Origin of the sequence: Rhizobium ruizarguesonis, from assembly GCF_012349115.1 — a bacterium.
GTDB classification, from domain to species: Bacteria; Pseudomonadota; Alphaproteobacteria; order Rhizobiales; family Rhizobiaceae; genus Rhizobium; species Rhizobium ruizarguesonis.
In genome coordinates this window covers 219,799-238,617 of the sequence record NZ_PQIG01000122.1, presented here as the reverse complement: position 1 = coordinate 238,617, position 18,819 = coordinate 219,799, and the positions used below count along the sequence as shown (strand labels likewise).

Annotated in this window: 18 protein-coding genes and 1 pseudogene; 10 read left to right on the top strand and 9 right to left on the bottom strand. The window is 61.2% G+C overall.

Features of this window, described 5'->3' with window-relative positions:
- Positions 1-2: 2 nt before the first annotated feature.
- Positions 3-959 (bottom strand): ABC transporter permease, encoded by a 957-nt coding sequence (locus C3Y91_RS33715; protein WP_003552254.1) that lies wholly within the window; start codon positions 957-959, stop codon positions 3-5.
- Between the two features lie 129 nt (positions 960-1,088).
- The gene (locus C3Y91_RS33710; RefSeq protein ID WP_024320195.1) at positions 1,089-2,723 is read right to left on the bottom strand and encodes an ABC transporter substrate-binding protein; all 1,635 of its coding nucleotides are present in this window, start codon (positions 2,721-2,723) and stop codon (positions 1,089-1,091) included.
- Between the two features lie 327 nt (positions 2,724-3,050).
- Between C3Y91_RS33710 and C3Y91_RS33705 the strand changes: the two genes are divergently transcribed.
- The 6 genes and pseudogenes from C3Y91_RS33705 (at position 3,051) to C3Y91_RS33680 (ending at position 8,488) form a co-directional block, all read left to right on the top strand.
- Entirely contained in the window at positions 3,051-3,956 is a 906-nt protein-coding gene (locus C3Y91_RS33705) for a dihydrodipicolinate synthase family protein (RefSeq protein ID WP_024320196.1), read from the top strand.
- Positions 3,957-3,967: 11 nt separating this feature from the next.
- Positions 3,968-5,155 (top strand): sialidase family protein, encoded by a 1,188-nt coding sequence (locus tag C3Y91_RS33700; protein ID WP_130783902.1) that lies wholly within the window; start codon positions 3,968-3,970, stop codon positions 5,153-5,155.
- A 358-nt stretch (positions 5,156-5,513) separates the two neighbouring features.
- The gene (locus C3Y91_RS33695) at positions 5,514-6,647 is read left to right on the top strand and encodes an iron-containing alcohol dehydrogenase (protein WP_130676563.1); all 1,134 of its coding nucleotides are present in this window, start codon (positions 5,514-5,516) and stop codon (positions 6,645-6,647) included.
- 31 nt (positions 6,648-6,678) lie between these two features.
- Positions 6,679-7,665, top strand: coding sequence for a 4-hydroxythreonine-4-phosphate dehydrogenase PdxA (pdxA, locus tag C3Y91_RS33690; protein WP_168576317.1), 987 nt, complete (start codon positions 6,679-6,681; stop codon positions 7,663-7,665).
- A 162-nt stretch (positions 7,666-7,827) separates the two neighbouring features.
- Positions 7,828-8,082: a type II toxin-antitoxin system Phd/YefM family antitoxin gene (locus C3Y91_RS33685; RefSeq protein WP_024320200.1), complete on the top strand. Its 255-nt coding sequence runs from the start codon at positions 7,828-7,830 to the stop codon at positions 8,080-8,082.
- Positions 8,082-8,488: pseudogene (locus C3Y91_RS33680) on the top strand (type II toxin-antitoxin system VapC family toxin). The gene C3Y91_RS33685 and the pseudogene C3Y91_RS33680 overlap by 1 nt, the downstream one beginning before the upstream one ends.
- A 186-nt stretch (positions 8,489-8,674) precedes the next feature.
- Here the strand turns inward: C3Y91_RS33680 and C3Y91_RS33675 are convergent.
- Positions 8,675-9,157, bottom strand: a complete 483-nt coding sequence (locus tag C3Y91_RS33675; RefSeq protein WP_130657726.1) for an RES family NAD+ phosphorylase — start codon at positions 9,155-9,157, stop codon at positions 8,675-8,677.
- Positions 9,154-9,585 (bottom strand): antitoxin Xre-like helix-turn-helix domain-containing protein, encoded by a 432-nt coding sequence (locus C3Y91_RS33670; protein ID WP_018070805.1) that lies wholly within the window; start codon positions 9,583-9,585, stop codon positions 9,154-9,156. Before C3Y91_RS33670 ends, C3Y91_RS33675 begins: the two co-directional genes overlap by 4 nt.
- 90 nt (positions 9,586-9,675) lie before the next feature.
- On the opposite strand from C3Y91_RS33670, the gene C3Y91_RS33665 reads away from it, so the two are divergent.
- The gene (locus C3Y91_RS33665; RefSeq protein ID WP_168576316.1) at positions 9,676-10,602 is read left to right on the top strand and encodes an alanine--tRNA ligase-related protein; all 927 of its coding nucleotides are present in this window, start codon (positions 9,676-9,678) and stop codon (positions 10,600-10,602) included.
- An 88-nt stretch (positions 10,603-10,690) separates the two neighbouring features.
- Here C3Y91_RS33665 and C3Y91_RS33660 read toward each other — a convergent pair whose 3' ends face one another.
- The 5 genes from C3Y91_RS33660 to C3Y91_RS33640 all read right to left on the bottom strand — a co-directional run bounded on the left by C3Y91_RS33660 (position 10,691) and on the right by C3Y91_RS33640 (position 14,761).
- Positions 10,691-11,461: an ABC transporter permease gene (locus C3Y91_RS33660; RefSeq protein ID WP_130689104.1), complete on the bottom strand. Its 771-nt coding sequence runs from the start codon at positions 11,459-11,461 to the stop codon at positions 10,691-10,693.
- Positions 11,458-12,246: an ABC transporter ATP-binding protein gene (locus C3Y91_RS33655; protein WP_130689103.1), complete on the bottom strand. Its 789-nt coding sequence runs from the start codon at positions 12,244-12,246 to the stop codon at positions 11,458-11,460. The genes C3Y91_RS33660 and C3Y91_RS33655 overlap by 4 nt, the downstream gene beginning before the upstream one ends.
- An 8-nt stretch (positions 12,247-12,254) precedes the next feature.
- Entirely contained in the window at positions 12,255-13,301 is a 1,047-nt protein-coding gene (locus C3Y91_RS33650) for an ABC transporter substrate-binding protein (protein ID WP_168576315.1), read from the bottom strand.
- Between the two features lie 51 nt (positions 13,302-13,352).
- Positions 13,353-13,790 (bottom strand): VOC family protein, encoded by a 438-nt coding sequence (locus tag C3Y91_RS33645; RefSeq protein WP_018070800.1) that lies wholly within the window; start codon positions 13,788-13,790, stop codon positions 13,353-13,355.
- A gap of 107 nt (positions 13,791-13,897) precedes the next feature.
- Entirely contained in the window at positions 13,898-14,761 is an 864-nt protein-coding gene (locus C3Y91_RS33640) for an AraC family transcriptional regulator (RefSeq protein ID WP_024320206.1), read from the bottom strand.
- Between the two features lie 417 nt (positions 14,762-15,178).
- Between C3Y91_RS33640 and C3Y91_RS33635 the strand changes: the two genes are divergently transcribed.
- The 3 genes from C3Y91_RS33635 to C3Y91_RS33625 all read left to right on the top strand — a co-directional run bounded on the left by C3Y91_RS33635 (position 15,179) and on the right by C3Y91_RS33625 (position 18,817).
- Positions 15,179-16,192, top strand: coding sequence for a sugar ABC transporter substrate-binding protein (locus C3Y91_RS33635; RefSeq protein ID WP_168576314.1), 1,014 nt, complete (start codon positions 15,179-15,181; stop codon positions 16,190-16,192).
- A 65-nt stretch (positions 16,193-16,257) separates the two neighbouring features.
- The gene (locus tag C3Y91_RS33630; protein ID WP_024320207.1) at positions 16,258-17,808 is read left to right on the top strand and encodes a sugar ABC transporter ATP-binding protein; all 1,551 of its coding nucleotides are present in this window, start codon (positions 16,258-16,260) and stop codon (positions 17,806-17,808) included.
- Positions 17,798-18,817: an ABC transporter permease gene (locus C3Y91_RS33625; protein WP_024320208.1), complete on the top strand. Its 1,020-nt coding sequence runs from the start codon at positions 17,798-17,800 to the stop codon at positions 18,815-18,817. Before C3Y91_RS33630 ends, C3Y91_RS33625 begins: the two co-directional genes overlap by 11 nt.
- The last annotated feature ends 2 nt before the right edge of the window (positions 18,818-18,819 follow it).

Genomic DNA, 18,819 nt, shown 5'->3' with positions numbered 1-18,819 from the left:
GGTCAGCGGCTCCTTCTTGAATCATTGGCGCGCGGATCGAGCAGCGGATAGAGCACATCCACCAGGAGGTTCGACACCATCACCAGGAACGATCCGATCAGCGTGATCGCCAGAATGACGGGATAATCGGAATTGATCAGCGCCTGCACCGTCAACCGGCCGAGGCCCGGCAGGCCGAAGACGAGTTCGACGAAGATCGCGCCGTTGACGATGGTGATCATGATCAGGCCGAGCTGCGTGACGACGGGCGTCAGCACCGGCCGCAGGATATGGCGGAGCGCCACGATGATTTCGGGTACGCCCTTGGCGCGGGCGGTCCGGACGAAATCCTCCGACAGGACCTCGATGACGGCGGCACGCGTCTGGCGCACGATCAGCGCGATCGGCTGGAAGGAAAGGACGAGCAGCGGCAGCAGGATACGGACATCGAGGATCCCGCCCCAGCCGTAAGGCACGCTCGCACCCGGCAGAAGCACGATGAGGCCGACCATCAGCAGCGGACCGGCGACATAGGCCGGGATCGCCCAGAGGAAGAGTGCGGAGCCCAGAATGGCATAGTCGATGCGCGAATTCTGGTTGAGCGCGGCGATCATGCCAAGCGGGATTGCAACGACGGCGGTCAGGATGATGGAGCAGAGGGCAAGCTGGAAGGAGACGGGGGCTGCGGCCGAGACCATCGCCCAGACGGAGCGGCCCGATGTCAGCGAGTTGCCGAATTGGCCGTGCAGCAGATTCCAGATGTAAAGGCCGAACTGGACGATGAAGGGTTTGTTGAGGCCGGCACTTTCACGAATGGCTTCGATGCGCTGCGGATTATAGGCGACGTCGCCCGGCGCGCGCAGGAAGATCAGCTTGATCGGATCGCCGGCGCCATAGAAGGCCAGCGCATAAACGGCAAGCATCACCACCAGAACGGACGGAATCCAGATGGCAAATCGGGTTAGCACGTAGCGCAGCAAGGCCACCTCCCACCTGTTGTTCGATGCGTTCCCGCTTTTGGCTGCGATCGCATCTCTTCTTCTTGAAACTTGCGCGAAGGCCTTGCGGCCTTCGCGCGGTTTATTGCCGACAGGGACGGTTTCCGCCGATCAACCGATGGAAATGTTCCACGGTTCGACGACCTGCCAGTCAAGGTTCTTTTCCAGGCCCTTGACGTCCTTGGTGGCCCAGCGCGACATCGCCTGAGAATACCATGGAATGAAGGCCCAATCCTCGCGGAACGCCTTCTGGGCTTCCTGGGCGAGAGCAATGCGCTGCGGATCATCCGCAGCCTTGGTCGTTGCCTCGGCAAGGGCACTGTCGACCTTGTCGTTCTTGTATCCGCCGAGCTTGTTCTGCGCGTTCGACGAGGTCGAGGCGATGCTGCCCGCCAGATAGGAGACGGCATCCGGCACGCGGGTGCCGACGTCGTCGCGGAAGATCTGGACCGAGTTCTGATCCGGACCCGCATAGGAATCTTGCTGCGGCTTCATGTCGACGGCAGTGATGCCGAGATTCTGGCGCCACTGCTCGGCAATGAACTGGGCGGCAGCCTGAATGGCTGGCCCCGAGATGCCGACGAACAGGATCTTCGGCAGGCGCTCCGGGCCGCCATAGGTCGATTCCGCAAGCAGCTTCTTGGCAGCCGCCGGATCGTAGGGATAGGGCTCGAAGCCGGAATTCTCCGCACCTGGGACCGAGTTGAGGATCTGGTCCGCCTTCTTGTGCGGCCCGTCGGGATAGGAAGCCTTGAACAGGCCATCGCGATCGACGGCCATGATCAGCGCCTGACGAACCTTCGGATCGTCCATCGGCGCACGGGAGATGTTGAACCAGAAGTGCTGGCTGGTCGGGATCAGCGGGCCTGCGGAAAATTCCGGGCCGAGATCCTGGATGATGGTCGAGGTGATCAGTTCGGTATGGGCGTTAAACTCGCCCGACTTGATCAGCGACGTCGCGGTGACATTGTCCTCGATCGAGGTGATATCGATACGGGCAAGCTTTGGCTTCGGTCCGAAGAAGTTCTCATTCGGCTCGAAGGAGAGTTTGCCGGCATCGATGTCGATGCTGGTGAGTTTGAACGGACCCGAGAAGACCGGCTTACTGTCAGGCTTGTACCAATCGATGATCTCCTCGCCGTCGCTGCCGCGCGACTGCGACGCCTTGGTGATCGGCGCGATATGGTTTGCCAGGCGCATGAAGAAGATCGGGTCTGCAGCAGCCAGCGTCACGACGACCGTTCCTTCGTCGGGTGTCGCGACACCGGTCAGTTCGTTGCCGGAGCCGGCGGCGATTTCGGCGTAACCCTTGACCCTGCTCAGCACCTGGTCGGCGCGCTGGTTCTTGGTGTTCGGCATCGAGGAGACTTCCCACGATCCCTTGACATCGGCCGAGGTGATCTTGCTGCCGTCGGAGAAGACAGCCTTCGGATCGATCTTGAAGGTCCATACGGTGTTGTCGGCCGATTCCCAGCTGGTGAAGACGTAGGGCTTGATATTGCCTTCGCTGTCGAAATACATCGGCGATGCCCACCAGATGGAATTCCAGCGGAAGGTTCTGCCGCCGCCGCGCAGCGGCGACCAGTCCTGGTCGAAGGCCGGATTTGCGACCTTCAGGACCTGGCCTTCATCGGCCATGACGATGCGGGCATTCATCCCGAATACGGTGAGGCCGACGCCGGCTGCAAGGCCGAGCTTCAGCGCGTTACGGCGTGATATATTGGTTTTATCCGATTGATCAGACATGGCATTCCTCCCAGAGTGAATTCGGCAGCGCTCTCCCTGCACCTGCCAGGCGCAGCACAATCCGTTCCGTATCGTTCTCTCGTTATTGTAAATATGTCAACAAAAAATCGCATTTTCAGTTCGAACAAAATTTTCTCCTGAAAATATATAAGTTATAACAGATAGATAACTTTTTGCAGCGGGGTCACGGCATTTTGTCTTCTTGACAAAAGCGCGGCAATATAAAAGTTCTTTGCACTCCATCGCGACAGACGGATGACAATTGGAACGCGCAGCCCCCGGTTCGAACACGGATCGGCAAGACAGGACGCGCCGAGGAGGGCGGAAATGAGCCAGCACAGGATTACCGGCGTTTTCAGCGCCTCCGCAACGCCGCTGACGGCAGACAATAGGCCGGATTTCGCCCTTTTCACCGACCATTGCCGGCAGTTGCTGGCCGAGGGATGCCATGGCGTGGCGCTGCTCGGCACGACGGGCGAGGCCAATTCCTTCTCCGGAGCCGAGCGCCGCGCCATTCTGGAAGCAGCACTGAAGGCCGGCATTCCTGCCGACAGGCTTTTGCCGGGCACCGGCGTCGTCGCCATTCCCGAGACTGTGGAACTCACCCGGCACGCGCTGTCGCTTGGTGTCACCAAGGTGGTGATGCTGCCACCCTTCTACTACAAGGGTGTCTCCGACGACGGCCTCTTCGCCGCCTATTCGCAGGTGCTGGAAAAGGTCGCCGACACGCGGCTGCAGGTCATCCTCTATCATATTCCGCAGGTCTCAGGCGTTCCGCTTTCCATTCCGCTGATCGGGCGCCTGATTGCGGCCTTCCCGGAAACGGTCGTCGGCATAAAGGAATCTGCCGGTGATTTCAACAACATGCAGGCGATCATCGCCGCCTATCCAGGTTTTTCGGTGCTGGCGGGTGCCGATCCGCTACTGCTGCCGTTGCTGAAAGCGGGCGGTGCCGGCTGCATCACCGCGACCTCCAATCTCGTGGCGAAATCGCTGCGCACCGTCTACGACCATGTCCACGACGAGGCGCGCGCCGCCGATGTCGAAGCGGCGCAAGCGCGCATCAACGCCTATCGAACGCTTTCCAATTCCTACGTCCAGATCCCGACCATCAAGGCAATGGTGGGGCTGAAGACCGGCAATCCCGCCTGGAAGCGCACACGCGCGCCGCTGATGCCGCTCGGCGATGCCGACTATGCAGCACTCGCCGAAAGCTATGCCAAGCTGCCTTGAGGAGATCCGTCATGAGTTTTACCGGCCTGCCTCCGGAAGCCGTTCCGGCCCTGATGACCGGGGCCATCGCTCCTCACCCGACTGTCGGGGGCCGCGCAGATGCCTATCTGCCCTCCCCCTGCATCCAGAACCATGCCGCAAATCTCGCCTTTCTGCCCGACGGCACGCTGACCTGCGTCTGGTTCGGCGGCACGATGGAGGGCATGGGTGATATCTCGATTTACATGTCGCGGCTGGCGCCGGGCTCCGAGCGCTGGTCCGTGCCGGAAAAGATGAGCGACGACCCAGAGAAATCCGAACAGAACCCGTTGATTTTCAACGCTCCAGACGGAAGGATATGGCTGCTCTATACCTCGCAGACTTCCGGAAATCAGGACGGTTCAGTTGTCAAATGCCGGATTTCAGGCGATGGCGGCCAGACCTTCGGCCCGGTTCGTATCCTCTGCGACAGCCCCGGCACCTTTGTTCGCCAGCAGATCGTCGTCAATGGCAGGGGCGACTGGCTGCTTCCGGTCTTTCGCTGCGTTGGCCTGAACGGCCAGCGCTGGAGCGGCGATGCCGATACGGCTGCGGTGCTGATGTCGCGTGATGGCGGCGCGAGCTGGCAGATGCGCGATATTCCAGACAGTATCGGCGCGGTGCATATGAACATCCTGCCGCTTGGCGGCGACGAGATGATCGCCTTCTACCGCAACCGTTTCGCCGAAAACATCCTGTCCAGCCGATCCTCCAATGGCGGCGAGGTCTGGAGTGCGCCCGAGCCCGCCGAATTGCCGAACAACAACTCCTCGATCCAGGCCACAATCCTGAATGACGGAGCAATCGCAATGGTTTACAACCATTCGAATGCCGCCATGTCGGATGCACGGCGCCAGTCTCTTTATGACGAAATCGAGGGTGGCGAGGCTGGAGAGACCGCCGTCGTTGCCGATAACAGCGCACGCAAGGCCGTCTGGGGTGTGCCGCGTGCGCCGCTGAGCCTGGCAATATCAAGGGATGGCGGCAGGAGCTTTGCGCATCGCATCGATCTCGACACCGGCGACGGCTTCTGTCTCAGCAACAATTCGAAGGATTCGCTGAACCGCGAATTCTCTTATCCGTCGATCGTCCAGGGCGGTGACGGCACGCTCCATATTGCCTACACCTACTACCGGCGAGCCATCAAACATATCAGCCTCGCCCCGCAATTCCTGCCGTAAATAAAGCGGCAGCCGGAAAATTGTAAACCTGCATCCGCTCACGTGCGAAAGGATGCAGGATCACAGCGGCTGTGGAATTGCTGACAGGAAAATTGACAACAGGGTCGGATTAATCACCGCCGCCGCACAGATGATGACCAGCTGTGTCTGACATGCCTTTTTCATCGTCACATATTTCATAACACGCTGATATCTTTATCGATACGAGCGTGCAACGCCGCCTTAAAGCGCACGACCGAGCGCACATCGGATGATAAAAAATTCCGCTCGCTGGAATGCTGGCTTGACAATCAGCTTACAACTTTACATTAAAGAGGGCGACGATAGTGCCGCAAGATCTTGCAGGGAGGACTGGTTCATGGCCAGCTTGGATTCGCCGATCACGATAGTTCGGCCGCATCTGATCGAATTCGGCGTCGGCACGGCGGGAAAGCTCGGCAAGTGGGCTGATGAAAAGGGCTATCGGCGCACACTCGTCATCTCGGATGCCTTCAACGCTTCGCGCATCGACGTGCTGGAGCTGAAGGGCGAGGTTGCGGTCTTTGCCGAAGTGACGCCTGAACCGGATACGGCCAATCTCGAAAAAGTCCTGGCGGCGGCAAACGCCGCGGATGCCGAACTGATCGTCGGCTTCGGCGGCGGCAGCGCCATGGACCTGGCAAAACTTGCCGCCGTGCTTGCCGGCTCCGCCCAGACGCTGCACGAGGTCGTTGGGCCGAACAAGGTGCATGGGCCGCGCAAGGTGGCGCTCGCCCAGGTGCCAACGACATCGGGCACCGGCAGCGAGGCCGGCATCCGGGCGCTGGTCACCGATCCCGCGACGATGGCAAAGCTTGCCGTGGAAAGCCTGCATATGCTGGCCGACATCGCCGTCATCGATCCGGCCCTGACCTTCAGCGTCCCGGCCCGCACGACGGCGGCAACCGGCGTCGATGCCATGGCCCATTGCGTCGAGGCCTTCACCAACCGCAAGGCCCATGCGATGGTCGACATCTATGCGATCGAGGGAACGCGCCTCGTCGGCAAATATCTCGCCCGCGCCGTCAAGGATGGCAATGACGCCGAGGCGCGTGCCGGCCTGTCGCTCGCCTCGCTTTACGGCGGCTTCTGCCTCGGCCCGGTCAACACCGCCGGCGGCCATGCGCTCGCCTATCCCCTCGGCACACGCTGGCATGTCGCCCACGGCGCGGCCAATGCGCTGATCTTCCCGCATGTTCTCGCCTTTAATACACCGTCCGCCCCTGAGAAAACCAAGGCGGTGATGGAAGCGCTTGGGCGTGAAACCTCCGGGAACATCACATCCGTCTTCGATGCGGCCTATGCTTTCTGCGGCGAACTCGGCATCGAGATGAAGCTTTCCGGCCTCGGCGTGCCGGAGACCGATCTCGACGCCATGGCTGACGACGCCTTTGCCATTCGCCGTCTGCTCGACAACAATCCGCGCGATCTCTCTCGCGCCGACATTCGCGCGATTTACGCGGCCGCCTTTTAAGCGGTAAGGTTTTTTAGAAGGAATTCGATCGATGGACAGGAATGCGAAAGTCGCTGTGACGCTCGGCGATCCGGCTGGTGTCGGCCCCGAGGTGATCGTCAAGGCCTTGGCTGCCCTTCCAAGGGAGGAGCGCCGCGATTTCGTCATCGTCGGCAATGTCGAAGCACTGGAGCGCGCCGACCGGGTCACCGGCGCCGGGCTGCGGTTCGGGCCCGCCGATGCACCCGGTGACGACAGGATCGCCGTCGACGAGGTCGCGCTCGGCGCGGCCCTACCCGAGATCGGCAAGGTCAGCCCCGTCGCCGGTGATGCCTCGGTGCGCTATATCACTCGCGCCGTCGATCTCGCAATGTCAGGTGAAGCCGATGTCATCGTCACCGCGCCGATCAACAAGGAGGCGATGAACCTTGCCGGCCATCACCATGACGGCCATACCGGGCTGCTCGCGCATCTCACAGGGTCGAAGAGCTCCTTCATGCTGCTTGCCTCCGAGCGGCTGAACACCATCCACGTCTCCACCCATATCTCGCTGAAGGGTGCGATCGAGCGCGCCAAGACCGAGCGGGTGCTGGCGACAATCGAAGCCGGCCACAATCATTTCCTGCGGCTCGGCCGCAAGGCGCGCATCGCCGTTGCCGGCCTCAATCCCCATTGCGGCGAAAACGGCCTGTTCGGCACTGAGGACATGGAATTTCTGGCACCCGCCGTCGAGCAGGCGCGGGCAAAGGGCATCGACGTCGTCGGGCCGATCTCGGCCGATACGGTTTTCGCCCGTGCCTATAACGGCGCCTTCGATCTTGTCATCGCCCAGTATCACGACCAGGGCCATATCCCGATCAAGCTCGTGGCCTTCGACGCGGCGGTCAACGTCTCGCTTGGTCTGCCGATCGACCGCGTCTCGGTCGATCACGGCACCGCCTTCGACATTGCCGGCACCGGCAAGGCCAACCACGTCAACATGCTCTCGGCCATCGCCTACGCCCGGCTCATGGCCCGCTCGCCGCGGCTGAGGGCGTGATCGCGACTTCCAGAAGGACCGACAAGCGCCGTTGCCGACACAATGATGTCGAGCTTCGTTATGACACCTAATAGCAGAACCGGACTCTGTGGAACGTCCCGCGGTTTACGCACAAGCATTCTGCGCGTACATAGCTAGACAGTCTAGCTAGGAGCGGATTCGGTGGAATGGCAACTACAGGACGCCAAAAACCAATTTTCGAAGGTCGTGCAGAAGGCCCGACAAGAAGGGCCGCAGGTGGTGACCGTGCGTGGCGAACGCACGGCCGTCGTTCTGTCCGCCCGCGACTACGACGCCCTGCGCGCCGGCAGGCCGACGCTCGTCGACGACCTGATCGGTGGCCCCGCCTGGGACGATGAGTTCGCCGATGCGGTCGAAGCACGCAACAAGACGCCAAGCCGCGACGTCCCCCTCTGATGTATCTGGTCGACACCAACATCGTCTCGGAGGCGCGACGCGGCACGCCGCAGGCGGTCTCGTGGCTGCGCTCCGTCGATCCGCTCACCATCCACCTGAGTGCGTTGAGCTTGGCCAGATCATGCGCGGAATTGCCCTCAAACAGAAATCTGATCCGAAGACCGCGGCGCATCTCACCGAGTGGCTGCGCAAGCTACGTTATGATCATGGCGACCGGATCCTGCCGGTGACCGACGAGATCGCCGTCGAATGGGGCCGCATCGCCGCCATCCGGCCGCGTGGCGATATCGACGGGCTGATCGCCGCAACCGCGATCGTTCATGATCTGATTGTCGTCACTCGCAATGTCGGCGATTTCGGCGATACCGGCGCAGCGGTGATAAATCCATGGGAGACGGGCGCGTGAGCAGTCGAGGCAGCCACCTCCTCCTCGTTTAAAATGGCCTGCTGTGCCATTGGATAAAGGCCTTGGCTACGTCGGCCGAGAGCTCCTATCGATGCATTTGGTGGCAGCATCATGATCTGCTGACCAAGCCTCATCTGTCCGGCGTTTTGATCTGCTCTGCGGAAACGTTGATTGCACCGCAACCCGTCACATGCCGAACAAGCGACGATCCCAGAAGACCGGTTGGTGGAGGCTCGCCCTGATCGATGGGAATTCCGGGTGGGTCGGATTGATCAATATGTTGCGGTCGACGCGGGCGGCGACGCTTGGGACCAGCAGGATGGCGCTGCGTTTTTCCTGGCACCAGCGTTCGCCAAAATCCTTGCTGACGTTCGCCGGCATACTGTCCCAGCCGGGCAACGCGGGCTCGGTGAAGACCTCGTAGCTTAGCCCACGCGGTATGGTGATGGTGACATAGTGCTGGTTGGGTGGCAGTCGCCCGCTGCCGTGGACGAGCTTTTCGAGCAGCGCCGTCGAATAATGCTCGCTCGTGTAGATGATCGGGCTGCCCGATGTGTTCCACCGTCCCGGCGCGATGGTCGAGCCGGTGGCGTCGAAGATCGGATAGGTTCCGTTGGGATCTCCGATGCGGACGGATGTCAGTGTGCGGTCAAGAACCTGTGCGCTCACGCAGCGCTGCCGTATTTCAGGCTTCCGAGAATATCGAGCACGAGCTCGCCGCCGATCTCGCTCTGGATGACCACGTCGATTGGCCGCCTGTCCTCCAGCATTGCATGCGGCCGAAACAGGAAATCGCGGGCCTCGGTCTCGGTCTGCCAGACATCCAGCGCCGATCCCCAGACGCGCGCCAGACGGGCGAGCTTTATGCCCTCGTCGGAGGAGAGCCGATGCTTGGACTTGCGCCGCTCATAGGTGGCCTTTGGAACGAGCCTATATTTGAACTGGGTATCATCAGGCGCCAGAAGCAGCGCCATGCGATCAAGCGCCTTGACCGGCAAGCCTTCCTCAATGCTGGAGAGCAGGCCAAAGGCTGAGCGCGATGCGGGTTCCCTGGCGGGCAGTCCGAGAACGTCGGCGATGACTGCAAATCCCATCATGGCAAAGCTCCTTTCCACTTGAGGCTATATTTAGCCTCAAGTGAGCCAATCTTCAAGAGTGCCATTCGGCTTATCTTCGATAGCGGCAGGTTGCCGTGCACGCCGGAGACCACTATCTTTTCTAAAGGCACACGAACAACGAAGGAGGTTGCCTATGTCACCGCGGGACGCCTGATCCAGCAATATCAACAGTTCTGCCTTTCCAAGGGCATCGATTTCATACGCATCCAATCCGTACGGCCGCATAATGATACCACGCTCTTCTGCAGCGCTGGAATGCAGCAGTACAAGCCCCTCTTCTCCGATCCCTCCCATAGTGGAACCGTCGCAAACAGCCAGGCTTGCCTGCGCATGGGCGACCTCGACGAGATCGGCGACGGAACCCATCTTCTCCATTTCACCATGCTCGGCCTTTTCTCCTTCAGGGAAATGACCGTCGGCAATGCCATCGATTTCTGGCTCGAGTTTCTGGGAACGCTGGGGCTCGTGCCGGATCATGTGACGATCCATCCCGACCGTCTGGTGGAATGGACGCCGCTCTATGGGGCGCGCGTGCCCATCGTGCCGGATCCGGAATGCATGTGGAGCGATGGCAGCATCAGCGGATACTGCACTGAGTTCTATAAGGATGGCGTCGAGATCGGAAACATCGTCAATCCGCTCGGAACCTGCATCGACGTCGGCTTCGGCGCGGAACGTCTCGACATGATCGTCAACGGCACGCCGCAAGTCGATGCGCTCGGAACGCTGCGCGAGACGGTCATGACGATCGTGGAAAACGGCTACCGGCCGGGCAACAAGGAGCAGGGATACGTCTTGCGAAAACTGCTCCGTCGCATCCACAAGATGGGCGGCACGCTCGATCACCCCTTCTTCAAGGAAGAGGTCGAACGCCAGAAGCGGCTGCGCGCCAAATATCTGCGTCTGCGTGACCGCCATTCCGACATGAGTCCCGACTGGTGGTTCGACACCCATGGCATTGATTTCTCCGACATCCGTGAGAGCATGGAGGAGTAGCAACGGGCATGGCCTCCCGCAGATAACAGCGGGGGGCCTTGTCATATCCTTAAAAGCGTCAGCGTTGCAGCGCCCGCATTGAACGCTTTCAGCTCTGCCCCGGCTGCAGCCGACGGAAAATCCGCTCGATCTGGGCAACAGCGGCAAAAAAGACGATGCCGGAGAACGAGGCGAGCACGACGGCGGCAAAGAGCCTTTCCGCCTGATAGTTGAATGTCGACTGGATGATGACAGCCCCCAGCCCCTGGTTCGAACCGATCCACTCCCCGACGATCGCGCCGATCACACAGGTGGTTGCCGAAATGCGCAGCGAAGCAAAGAGCAAGGGGGCAGATCGTGGCGCGCGCAGGCGCCAGAAGGTCTCCCACCCACTCGCCGAAAGCACATGCATCAGGTCAAGCTCGCTCGCGGTCGCCAGATTGAGGCCCCGGGCGGTATTCACCAGGGTTGGGAAGAAGCAGATGAGAGCGGCGATGATGACTTTTGGTAGTATGCCGAGGCCGAAGATGAGGATGATGATCGGTGCAAGCGCCAGCACGGGGATGGTATTGAAGAGCAGGACAACGGGAAAATAGGCGGCTTGGAAGCGCGGATTATAGACAAAGGCAATCGCCATGATCACAGCGAGACTGTTGCCCAGGAGGAAGCCGAGGCCCGCCTCGCCCCATGTCGGGATCGCATTCGACAGCAGGAAGCGCCATTCGATGCCAAGCGTGCGCAGGATCGCCAGCGGCGTTGGAACGATATAGGCCGGAATACCGAGAGCGGGCACCAGCCATTGCCAGGCGACAAGCAACGAGAGGGCGCCGATAACAGGAAGGCCGATTGCCTCGGCGAACGACAACGGACGATGCGTCATACAGCCGAACTCCCCTGCTGCAGCAATTGGCGCAGACGGGCGGCGGTCTCCTGGACATCGAGACTCTCGCGCCGACAGAGCCCACGCTCGTCTTTCAGCGGTGCAAGGTCGATCAGCGCCTGGACGCGACCCGGATTGGCCGCCAGGACCAGCACGCGTCCGCCGAGATAGATCGCCTCGACGACGCTGTGGGTGACGAACAGGATGGTCGTGCCGGTCCGGCGCCAGACGTCCAGAAGCTCGTCGTTCAGTCGTTCGCGGGTGATCTCGTCGAGCGCACCGAAAGGTTCGTCCATGAGCAGGATATCCGGCTCGCATTGAAGCGCGCGCGCTATGGCGACGCGCTGGCGCTGGCCCCCGGACAGTTGATGCGGATAGCGGTCGGCCAGATGCGACAGGCCGACCAGTTCGATCCAGTGGTCGGGCCGTGGATCGACCGATCGCGAGACGCTCTTCTTCCCCACCTGCAGCGGCAGCGCGACATTCTCCCTCACAGTCCGCCACGGCAGCAGCGTTGCGTCCTGAAAGACGAAGGCGACCTCGCGCCGCCGGCGCGCCTCCGACGCTGTCCTGCCGAGCACCGACAGCCGCCCGTCAAGCGGCGGGAGAAGATCCGCCACCGCACGCAGCAAGGTCGACTTGCCGCAGCCGGAGGGACCAAGAATGGTCAGAAACTCGCCCCTGTCGACGCTGAGGTCGACGCCGGACAGAATGCGGGTCGTCTCGACAGCGCCGGCATAACCGACAGCCAGATCCTTGGTTTCGATGGCCGCTGCTTCAGGCAAATCCGCTCTCACGCAATCTTCGGGCGGTCACCCGCCGTCATGTCGAGTATCTCAGTCGTATAGCAATCCTCCAGCTTCGGCGCGCCGCTCTTGAACTGACCGATCTTGTCGTAAACGGCAATCTGCTCGGCAAGCGCGGCCGGATCGAAGCTGCCCCAGCCATCCCTCCCGGTCGCTGCGTCGAAGCTCAGCGACAGGATGCGCGGCACCGTCTTCAGCTCTACGGCAAGGTCGAGCTGCGGATAGGCTTCCACCGTCAGTTTGACCGCCTCTTCAGGATGTTCATGCGTCCAGGCCCAGCCCTTGGCGACGGCACGCAGCACCTTTGCCAGTGTCTCGGCATGGCCGGTCACGGCATCGTCGGTGGCAAAATAGACATTGGCGTAGGAGGGCAGGCCCGTCTCCTTCATCATCAGATCGATCCGGTCGGGACCGATGATGGAAAGCGCCTGCGTGTTGGTGATCCACCCGGTCACGGCATCGACCTGGCCGGTCATCAGCGGCGTCATGTCGAAGCCGATATTGGTGATGGTCAGGCTCGATGGATCGATATCGTTCTTCAGCAGAATGGCATCGAGCACGTAACGGGCTGTCGGCTGGATGCCGATGCGCTTGCCGACCATATCCTTGACGGTGCGGATCGGCGCCTTCGGCAGTGAATAGAAGGCGAACGGCGCCATGCGGAAACCGCAGGCGAAGATCCTGATCGGCACGCCGGACGACCTGGCAAGAAGAAGCTGTGCCGAATCCGAAAATTGGCCGAGCTGCGCATCACCCGTGATCACGGGCGGCACCGTTGCCGAATTGGGACCGCCGGGGGAAAACTCGACGTCTAGACCCTCGGCCTCGAACAGGCCTTGCTTGACTGCGACGATATCGCCGATCTGGCCATTGCTCATCAGCCAGTCATATTTGATGACGACCTTGGAAGCGGCGGCTTTTGATTGACGCGGCACGAACACGCTGATCCCTGCCGTCGCTGCAGCAAGGGCAAAGGCGCCGCCCTTCAGGACGGTACGCCTGCCGACCACGATTTGTTTGTCATCCCCGTTCATTTGCTTGCCTTTCCCCTTGTTGGATTGTTGGACGACCGGCGATTGCGCTCGCTATTGCGGGCCGATGTCACCGATCGGGCCGCCTGCGGACCACGCATAGATTTCCCAGAGGTTGTCGTCAGGATCGGCGAAATAGACGCATCGCGCGTTCCAGACATAGTCCTGCGGCGGCGCGTAGAAGAGCACGCCCGCAGCTTTCAGCTCCGCATAGGCAGCATCGACCTGCTCTGGCGAGGCGAGCTCGATGGCCGCGCAGGCCTTGTGCGCACCTGGAGGGGCACGGCGGCTAGAGACACCGGTATTTTCGGCAATATGCTCGATCTCCCATAGCGCCAGCGTCACGCCCGCCCCTTTGAAATCGGCAAAGCCCGGAGCCCGGCGGCGCGGCTTGAAGCCAAGCCGCTCGACATAGAAGGCCGATGCTTTGTCGATATCCTCGACCAAAAAGCAGATGTCGGTAATCGGATTGGTTTGGGCAAAAGCGGTCATATGGGCCTCCTGATGGGAAAAGCCTCGCAGACCGCAGCCTCAAGAGATTTCAAATTCGTGCGGTTGTCTTTCGCAAAGCTGCTGATCTGTCATCGGCAAGAGCCGGCTCAAAGACAGACCGAACGCTGGTATTCCTTCGGGGTCGCCCCCATCAGACGGCGAAAGACGCTGGAGAAATGCGCCTGGCTGGAAAAGCCTGTGGCATAAGCGATGTTTGCGAGCGTCTCCTTGCCATCGGCGAGGTAAAGTCGCGCCCGCTCGATCCTGCGTTCCAGAACGAAGCGATGCGGCGCCATGCCGGCTGCCCGTTTGAATTCCCGGCTGAAGTGAAAGGGGCTCATATGGGCCACCCCGGCGAGCTCCTCCACACTCAGATCGGATTTGCCAAGCAGGTTCTCGATGTAATCGATCACACGCCGGAGATTGTCCGATGTCAGCGGACGATCGCCGACTTCAGGTTTGGCGCCCAGTAGCTTTACAACGCAGCAGGCGAGCGCCATCCCCAGATGCTGCATCAAAAGCGGATCGTCGCGCCCGGTCTTCTCGGCGGCAAATGCAAGGGAGAGCGCGACCTGCAGCGTTGTCGGATCAGTCGTCGCGCTGAGCGCGTCACTATCCCAATGCTCGGGATCGAAGCGAGAGCCGCCAATGCCGCTGTAGAGCGCAGGGGACTGGAAAATCGAGATATAATCCGCCGCATCGCCATCGACTTCGAGGACCGTGGCGGCCGGTTGAAATCCCAGGGTGAACGGCGGCCTCTCAACTTTGCGGAACGCCCCGCTTCCGAGCCGATAGGCGTATTTGCCGTGCGCCGTGCGGTTGATCGAAATTCTATGAAGGGAGCCCCTCGAAACCATTTGCCCCGCGGCGCTACGATAGGTCTCGACGATCATGTCGCGTTGAACGAAGGCCTTGTAGCCTCCAAGGGATGGCCGGCTTATTGAGAAAATCTGCGGGTCGATGTCGGGCATTGTTTCATTCTCCCTGGCAGGAGAGAGGCAAGTTGCGCGCCAACTGGAGCGAAGCTTCGCGCTAGCTATCAACGTCGTGGCATAAACCCCGACCGTGCCCATTAAATCGTGATTTTACGCCTGCTGTCGCGCCACACGGCACCGCGGCCTGGCAGGAGTTCGCCTTCGGCAAATTGGGTCGCATGCGCAAGAATTATGCAGTGCACGTTCTTCCTGATCGGTGGCTGCAGACTCATCTGACCGCTCTGAAAACCACCGAGGCCTCCGAAATCATTCCCGGTCGCGGGAAATCGAGCCAGGGATGAGCTTTCGCTCCATCCACTCTTTTCCCCGAAGATCGTTCTTTTGGAAATTCGTTCCTATCCACCGGCATTAATCTATTTAATCTATAGACATAATTAATTGGAGAGAGTGGCGATGAGCATCGAAAAGTCTGAAAACGGTCTCGGACGACGAGATCTGCTGAAACTGTCTGCCGCGGCCGGGGTCGCCGTCGCTGGTGCTTCGCTCATCGGGCAGAAGCCGGCTTTTGCCGCGGGCGAAGAATTGTCGCTGAAAGGCAAGCGCATCGCCATCAGCGCAACCGGCACCGATCACTTCTTCGATCTGCAGGCCTATAATGCCCAGATCGAGGAGGTAAAGCGCCTCGGTGGCGAGCCGATCGCCGTCGATGCCGGACGCAATGACGGCAAGCTGGTCTCGCAGCTGCAGACGCTGATTGCCCAGAAGCCGGATGCGATCGTTCAGATCCTTGGAACGCTCAGCGTCATCGATCCCTGGCTGAAGAAGGCGCGCGATGCCGGGATCCCGGTTCTGACCGTCGACGTCGGTTCGACCAATTCGATCAACAACACCACCTCCGATAACTGGGGCATCGGCAAGGATCTGGCGCTGCAGCTCGTCTCCGATATCGGCGGCGAAGGCAATATCGTCGTCTTCAACGGCTTCTACGGCGTAACCCCCTGCGCGATCCGCTACGACCAGCTGGTCAATGTCGTCAAATATTTCCCGAAGGTGAAAATCCTCCAGCCGGAACTGCGCGACGTCATCCCGAATACCGTGCAGGACGCTTTCACGCAGATCACGGCAATCCTCAACAAATATCCGGAAAAAGGTTCGATCAAGGCGATCTGGTCGGCCTGGGACATTCCGCAGCTTGGCGCGACCCAGGCGTTGACGGCTGCCGGGCGGACGGAGATTCGCACCTACGGCGTCGATGGCAGCCCGGAAGTGCTCCAGCTCATCGCCGATCCGAATTCGCCGGCCGGCGCCGATGTCGCCCAGCAGCCGGCGGAAATCGGCCGCACCGCCATCCGCAACGTTGTCAAGCTGCTCGCCGGCCAGACCCTGCCGCGCGAGACCTATGTTCCGGCACTGCTCGCCAACAAGGCCAATGTCGGCGAAGTCACCAAGAAGCTCGGCATCGGCTAACACGGAATACGAGCGATCCGCTCATCGCCGGATCGCTCGGAATCTGCCCGCCCGGAGAGATCGACATGACGGCCATTTCGTTGAAGCAGCCGGTCACTGCACGCGACGACATCATCCGCTTTGAAGGCATCGTCAAGCATTTCGGCGGTGCGCAGGCGCTTGCCGGTGCGTCGCTGATCGTCAGGCGCGGCACCATCCACGGTCTCGTCGGCCAGAACGGCGCCGGCAAGTCGACGCTGATCAAGCTGCTTGCCGGTCTTCATCAGCCGGACGGCGGCCGGATCGAGATCGAAGGGCAAACATTCGACAGGCTGACACCCCATCTTGCCGAAGAGCTTGGCATCCACTTCATTCACCAGGATCGGCTGCTGGTGCCGACCTTCACTGTCGGCGAAGCCCTGTTCCTTGGCCGGGAACCGCGGATATCGGGCACACCGTTCCTCGATCGGCGCCTGATGCAACGTCGCGCGTCTGATATTCTCAACGACTATTTCGGTATCCGGTTGCCGAACGCGGCCTTGATCAGCGAATTGTCGACTGCCGAAAAGCAGATCGTGCAAATCACCCGCGCGCTCCTCAATCAGCCGAAGGTGCTCGTCTTCGATGAGCCGACGGCCGCACTGGTGCGCCGCGAGGCCGATATCCTTTTCCGGTTGATCCGCCGTCTGCGCGACGAAGGCGTCACCATCATCTATATCTCGCATTACCTGAACGAAATCGAAGAGCTCTGCGACCACGTCACCGTGCTGCGCAATGGGCTCGACGTGGCCTCCCTGCCAATCGGGGAGACCTCGGCTGGCGCGATTGCGCGGCTGATGGTCGAACGCGACATCAAGGAGATGTTTCCGAAGCCGCAGGTGACGCCCGGCGCGGAAATCCTCAAGGTCGAGCAGCTGTCGGCGCCGGGGAAATATAGCGACATCAGTTTCACGCTTCGCCGCGGCGAGGTGCTCGGCCTCACCGGCCTGCTCGGCTCCGGCGCAAAGGAGCTGGTCCGCACGCTCTTCGGTCTGGAGACCCCGGCTTCCGGCCATATCGAGATCAGCGGCAAGGCTGCCCGTTTCACCAATCCCACCCAGGCGGCCGGCCTCGAGATCGCCCTGGTACCGGAAGATCGGCGTCGCCACGGCGTCGCGCTCGACCTCAGCGTCGCGGAAAATATCAGTCTTTCGAGCCTTGGCCGCTTCACGCGTTTCGGCTTTCTCGATCGCAGACGCGAACAGAGAGAAGTGGACGCTCTGATTACGCGGCTGCAAGTGAAGACCAATGGGCGCGATGCCCTGCTGCGCACGCTTTCGGGCGGCAACCAGCAGAAGATCGCCATCGCCAAGTGGCTGAGCCGCCGTTCCGAGGTCTATCTGCTCGACGAACCGACGGTCGGAGTCGATATCGGCTCCAAGGTCGAGATCTATACGCTGATTGGTGAACTCGCGTCGCGCGGCGCCGGCGTCATCGTGCTGTCTTCGGATCTGCCCGAACTCGTTGGTATCACCGATCGCATCCTGGTGCTCTTCCGCGGCCGCGTGGTGCGGGAATTCATCTCGTCGCAGACCACGGCGGATGCGGTGCTCGCTCAATCGACCGGATCATCCGAGGGACATCGCCATGTCGGCTGAAGTGGAATTTGCGCCTGCCGTTTTCTCCGCTGCGGAACCGCCTCTCCGGCCGGCCGGCAATATTGCGGCTGCGGCATTGCGCTTCGGATCGCTGATCGCATTTGCCGCCATCCTGCTCATCTTCTCGCTGACCGCACCCTATTTCCTCAGCATCGGCAATATCGGCAACGTGCTTGGCCAATCGGCCATCTCCGGTGTGCTTGCCATCGGGTTGACGATCGTGCTGATTGCCGGCGGCTCCAATGTCGTCACCGGCGGCATCGACCTGTCGCTGGCTGCCAATATGGGCCTCAGCGCCGCCGTCTATGCGAGCCTGACGCAACTCGGCTACGGCGATGCGACGGCGATTGCCGCGACAATCCTCACCGGCGCGCTGATCGGCACGGTCAATGCCATTGCCGTCGTTTATGCCGGCATCGTGCCGCTGCTGGCCACGCTGGCCGTCATGAACGTCGTCGCCGGCCTGGAATTGGTGCTGACCGGCAATACGGTCCTGCCGGCCTCGACGCCTTTCCTGTCGACGCTTTCGGCCTCGGATCCTTTCGGCATACCGGTTCTCGCCTATGTGCTCCTCGGTTTCACGGCCATCACCACGGCGATGGTGCAATATACCCCGCTCGGCCTGCGCCTCTATGCCGTCGGTGAGTTTCCGGATGCGGCCCGTGCCGCCGGTCTGCCGCTTCGCCGGCTGCTGGCCGGCGCCTTCGTCGCCAGCGGCGTCTCCGGCGGCGTCGCCGGCATCCTGTCGGTTTCCTATCTGAGCGGCAGCACGACCGGCGCCGGCGAGATGCTGTTGCCCGTCGTCGTGACGGCCCTGCTCGGCTCGGTCTTTTCGCGCCGGCTGGTTCCGACGGTCACCGGGACGCTGCTTTCGGCCCTTTTGGTCGGCTTCCTGGTCAATGGTTTCCAGCTGCTGAACATTTCGAGCACGCTGGTCAGCGGCGTCCAGGGCGTTCTCATTCTCATCGTCGTTTCCGCGACCACGCTGCTGCGTCGACAGGAGGCCTGACC

Bases quoted from the DNA above. Each gene is read 5' to 3' on its own strand.
- C3Y91_RS33710 (WP_024320195.1), bottom strand. From the start codon at position 2,723: ATGTCTGATCAATCGGATAAAACCAATATATCACGCCGTAACGCGCTG.
- C3Y91_RS33705 (WP_024320196.1), top strand. From the start codon at position 3,051: ATGAGCCAGCACAGGATTACCGGCGTTTTCAGCGCCTCCGCAACGCCG.
- C3Y91_RS33700 (WP_130783902.1), top strand. From the start codon at position 3,968: ATGAGTTTTACCGGCCTGCCTCCGGAAGCCGTTCCGGCCCTGATGACC.
- C3Y91_RS33695 (WP_130676563.1), top strand. From the start codon at position 5,514: ATGGCCAGCTTGGATTCGCCGATCACGATAGTTCGGCCGCATCTGATC.
- pdxA (WP_168576317.1), top strand. From the start codon at position 6,679: ATGGACAGGAATGCGAAAGTCGCTGTGACGCTCGGCGATCCGGCTGGT.
- C3Y91_RS33670 (WP_018070805.1), bottom strand. From the start codon at position 9,585: ATGATGGGATTTGCAGTCATCGCCGACGTTCTCGGACTGCCCGCCAGG.
- C3Y91_RS33660 (WP_130689104.1), bottom strand. From the start codon at position 11,461: ATGACGCATCGTCCGTTGTCGTTCGCCGAGGCAATCGGCCTTCCTGTT.
- C3Y91_RS33650 (WP_168576315.1), bottom strand. From the start codon at position 13,301: ATGAACGGGGATGACAAACAAATCGTGGTCGGCAGGCGTACCGTCCTG.
- C3Y91_RS33645 (WP_018070800.1), bottom strand. From the start codon at position 13,790: ATGACCGCTTTTGCCCAAACCAATCCGATTACCGACATCTGCTTTTTG.
- C3Y91_RS33640 (WP_024320206.1), bottom strand. From the start codon at position 14,761: ATGCCCGACATCGACCCGCAGATTTTCTCAATAAGCCGGCCATCCCTT.
- C3Y91_RS33635 (WP_168576314.1), top strand. From the start codon at position 15,179: ATGAGCATCGAAAAGTCTGAAAACGGTCTCGGACGACGAGATCTGCTG.
- C3Y91_RS33630 (WP_024320207.1), top strand. From the start codon at position 16,258: ATGACGGCCATTTCGTTGAAGCAGCCGGTCACTGCACGCGACGACATC.
- C3Y91_RS33625 (WP_024320208.1), top strand. From the start codon at position 17,798: ATGTCGGCTGAAGTGGAATTTGCGCCTGCCGTTTTCTCCGCTGCGGAA.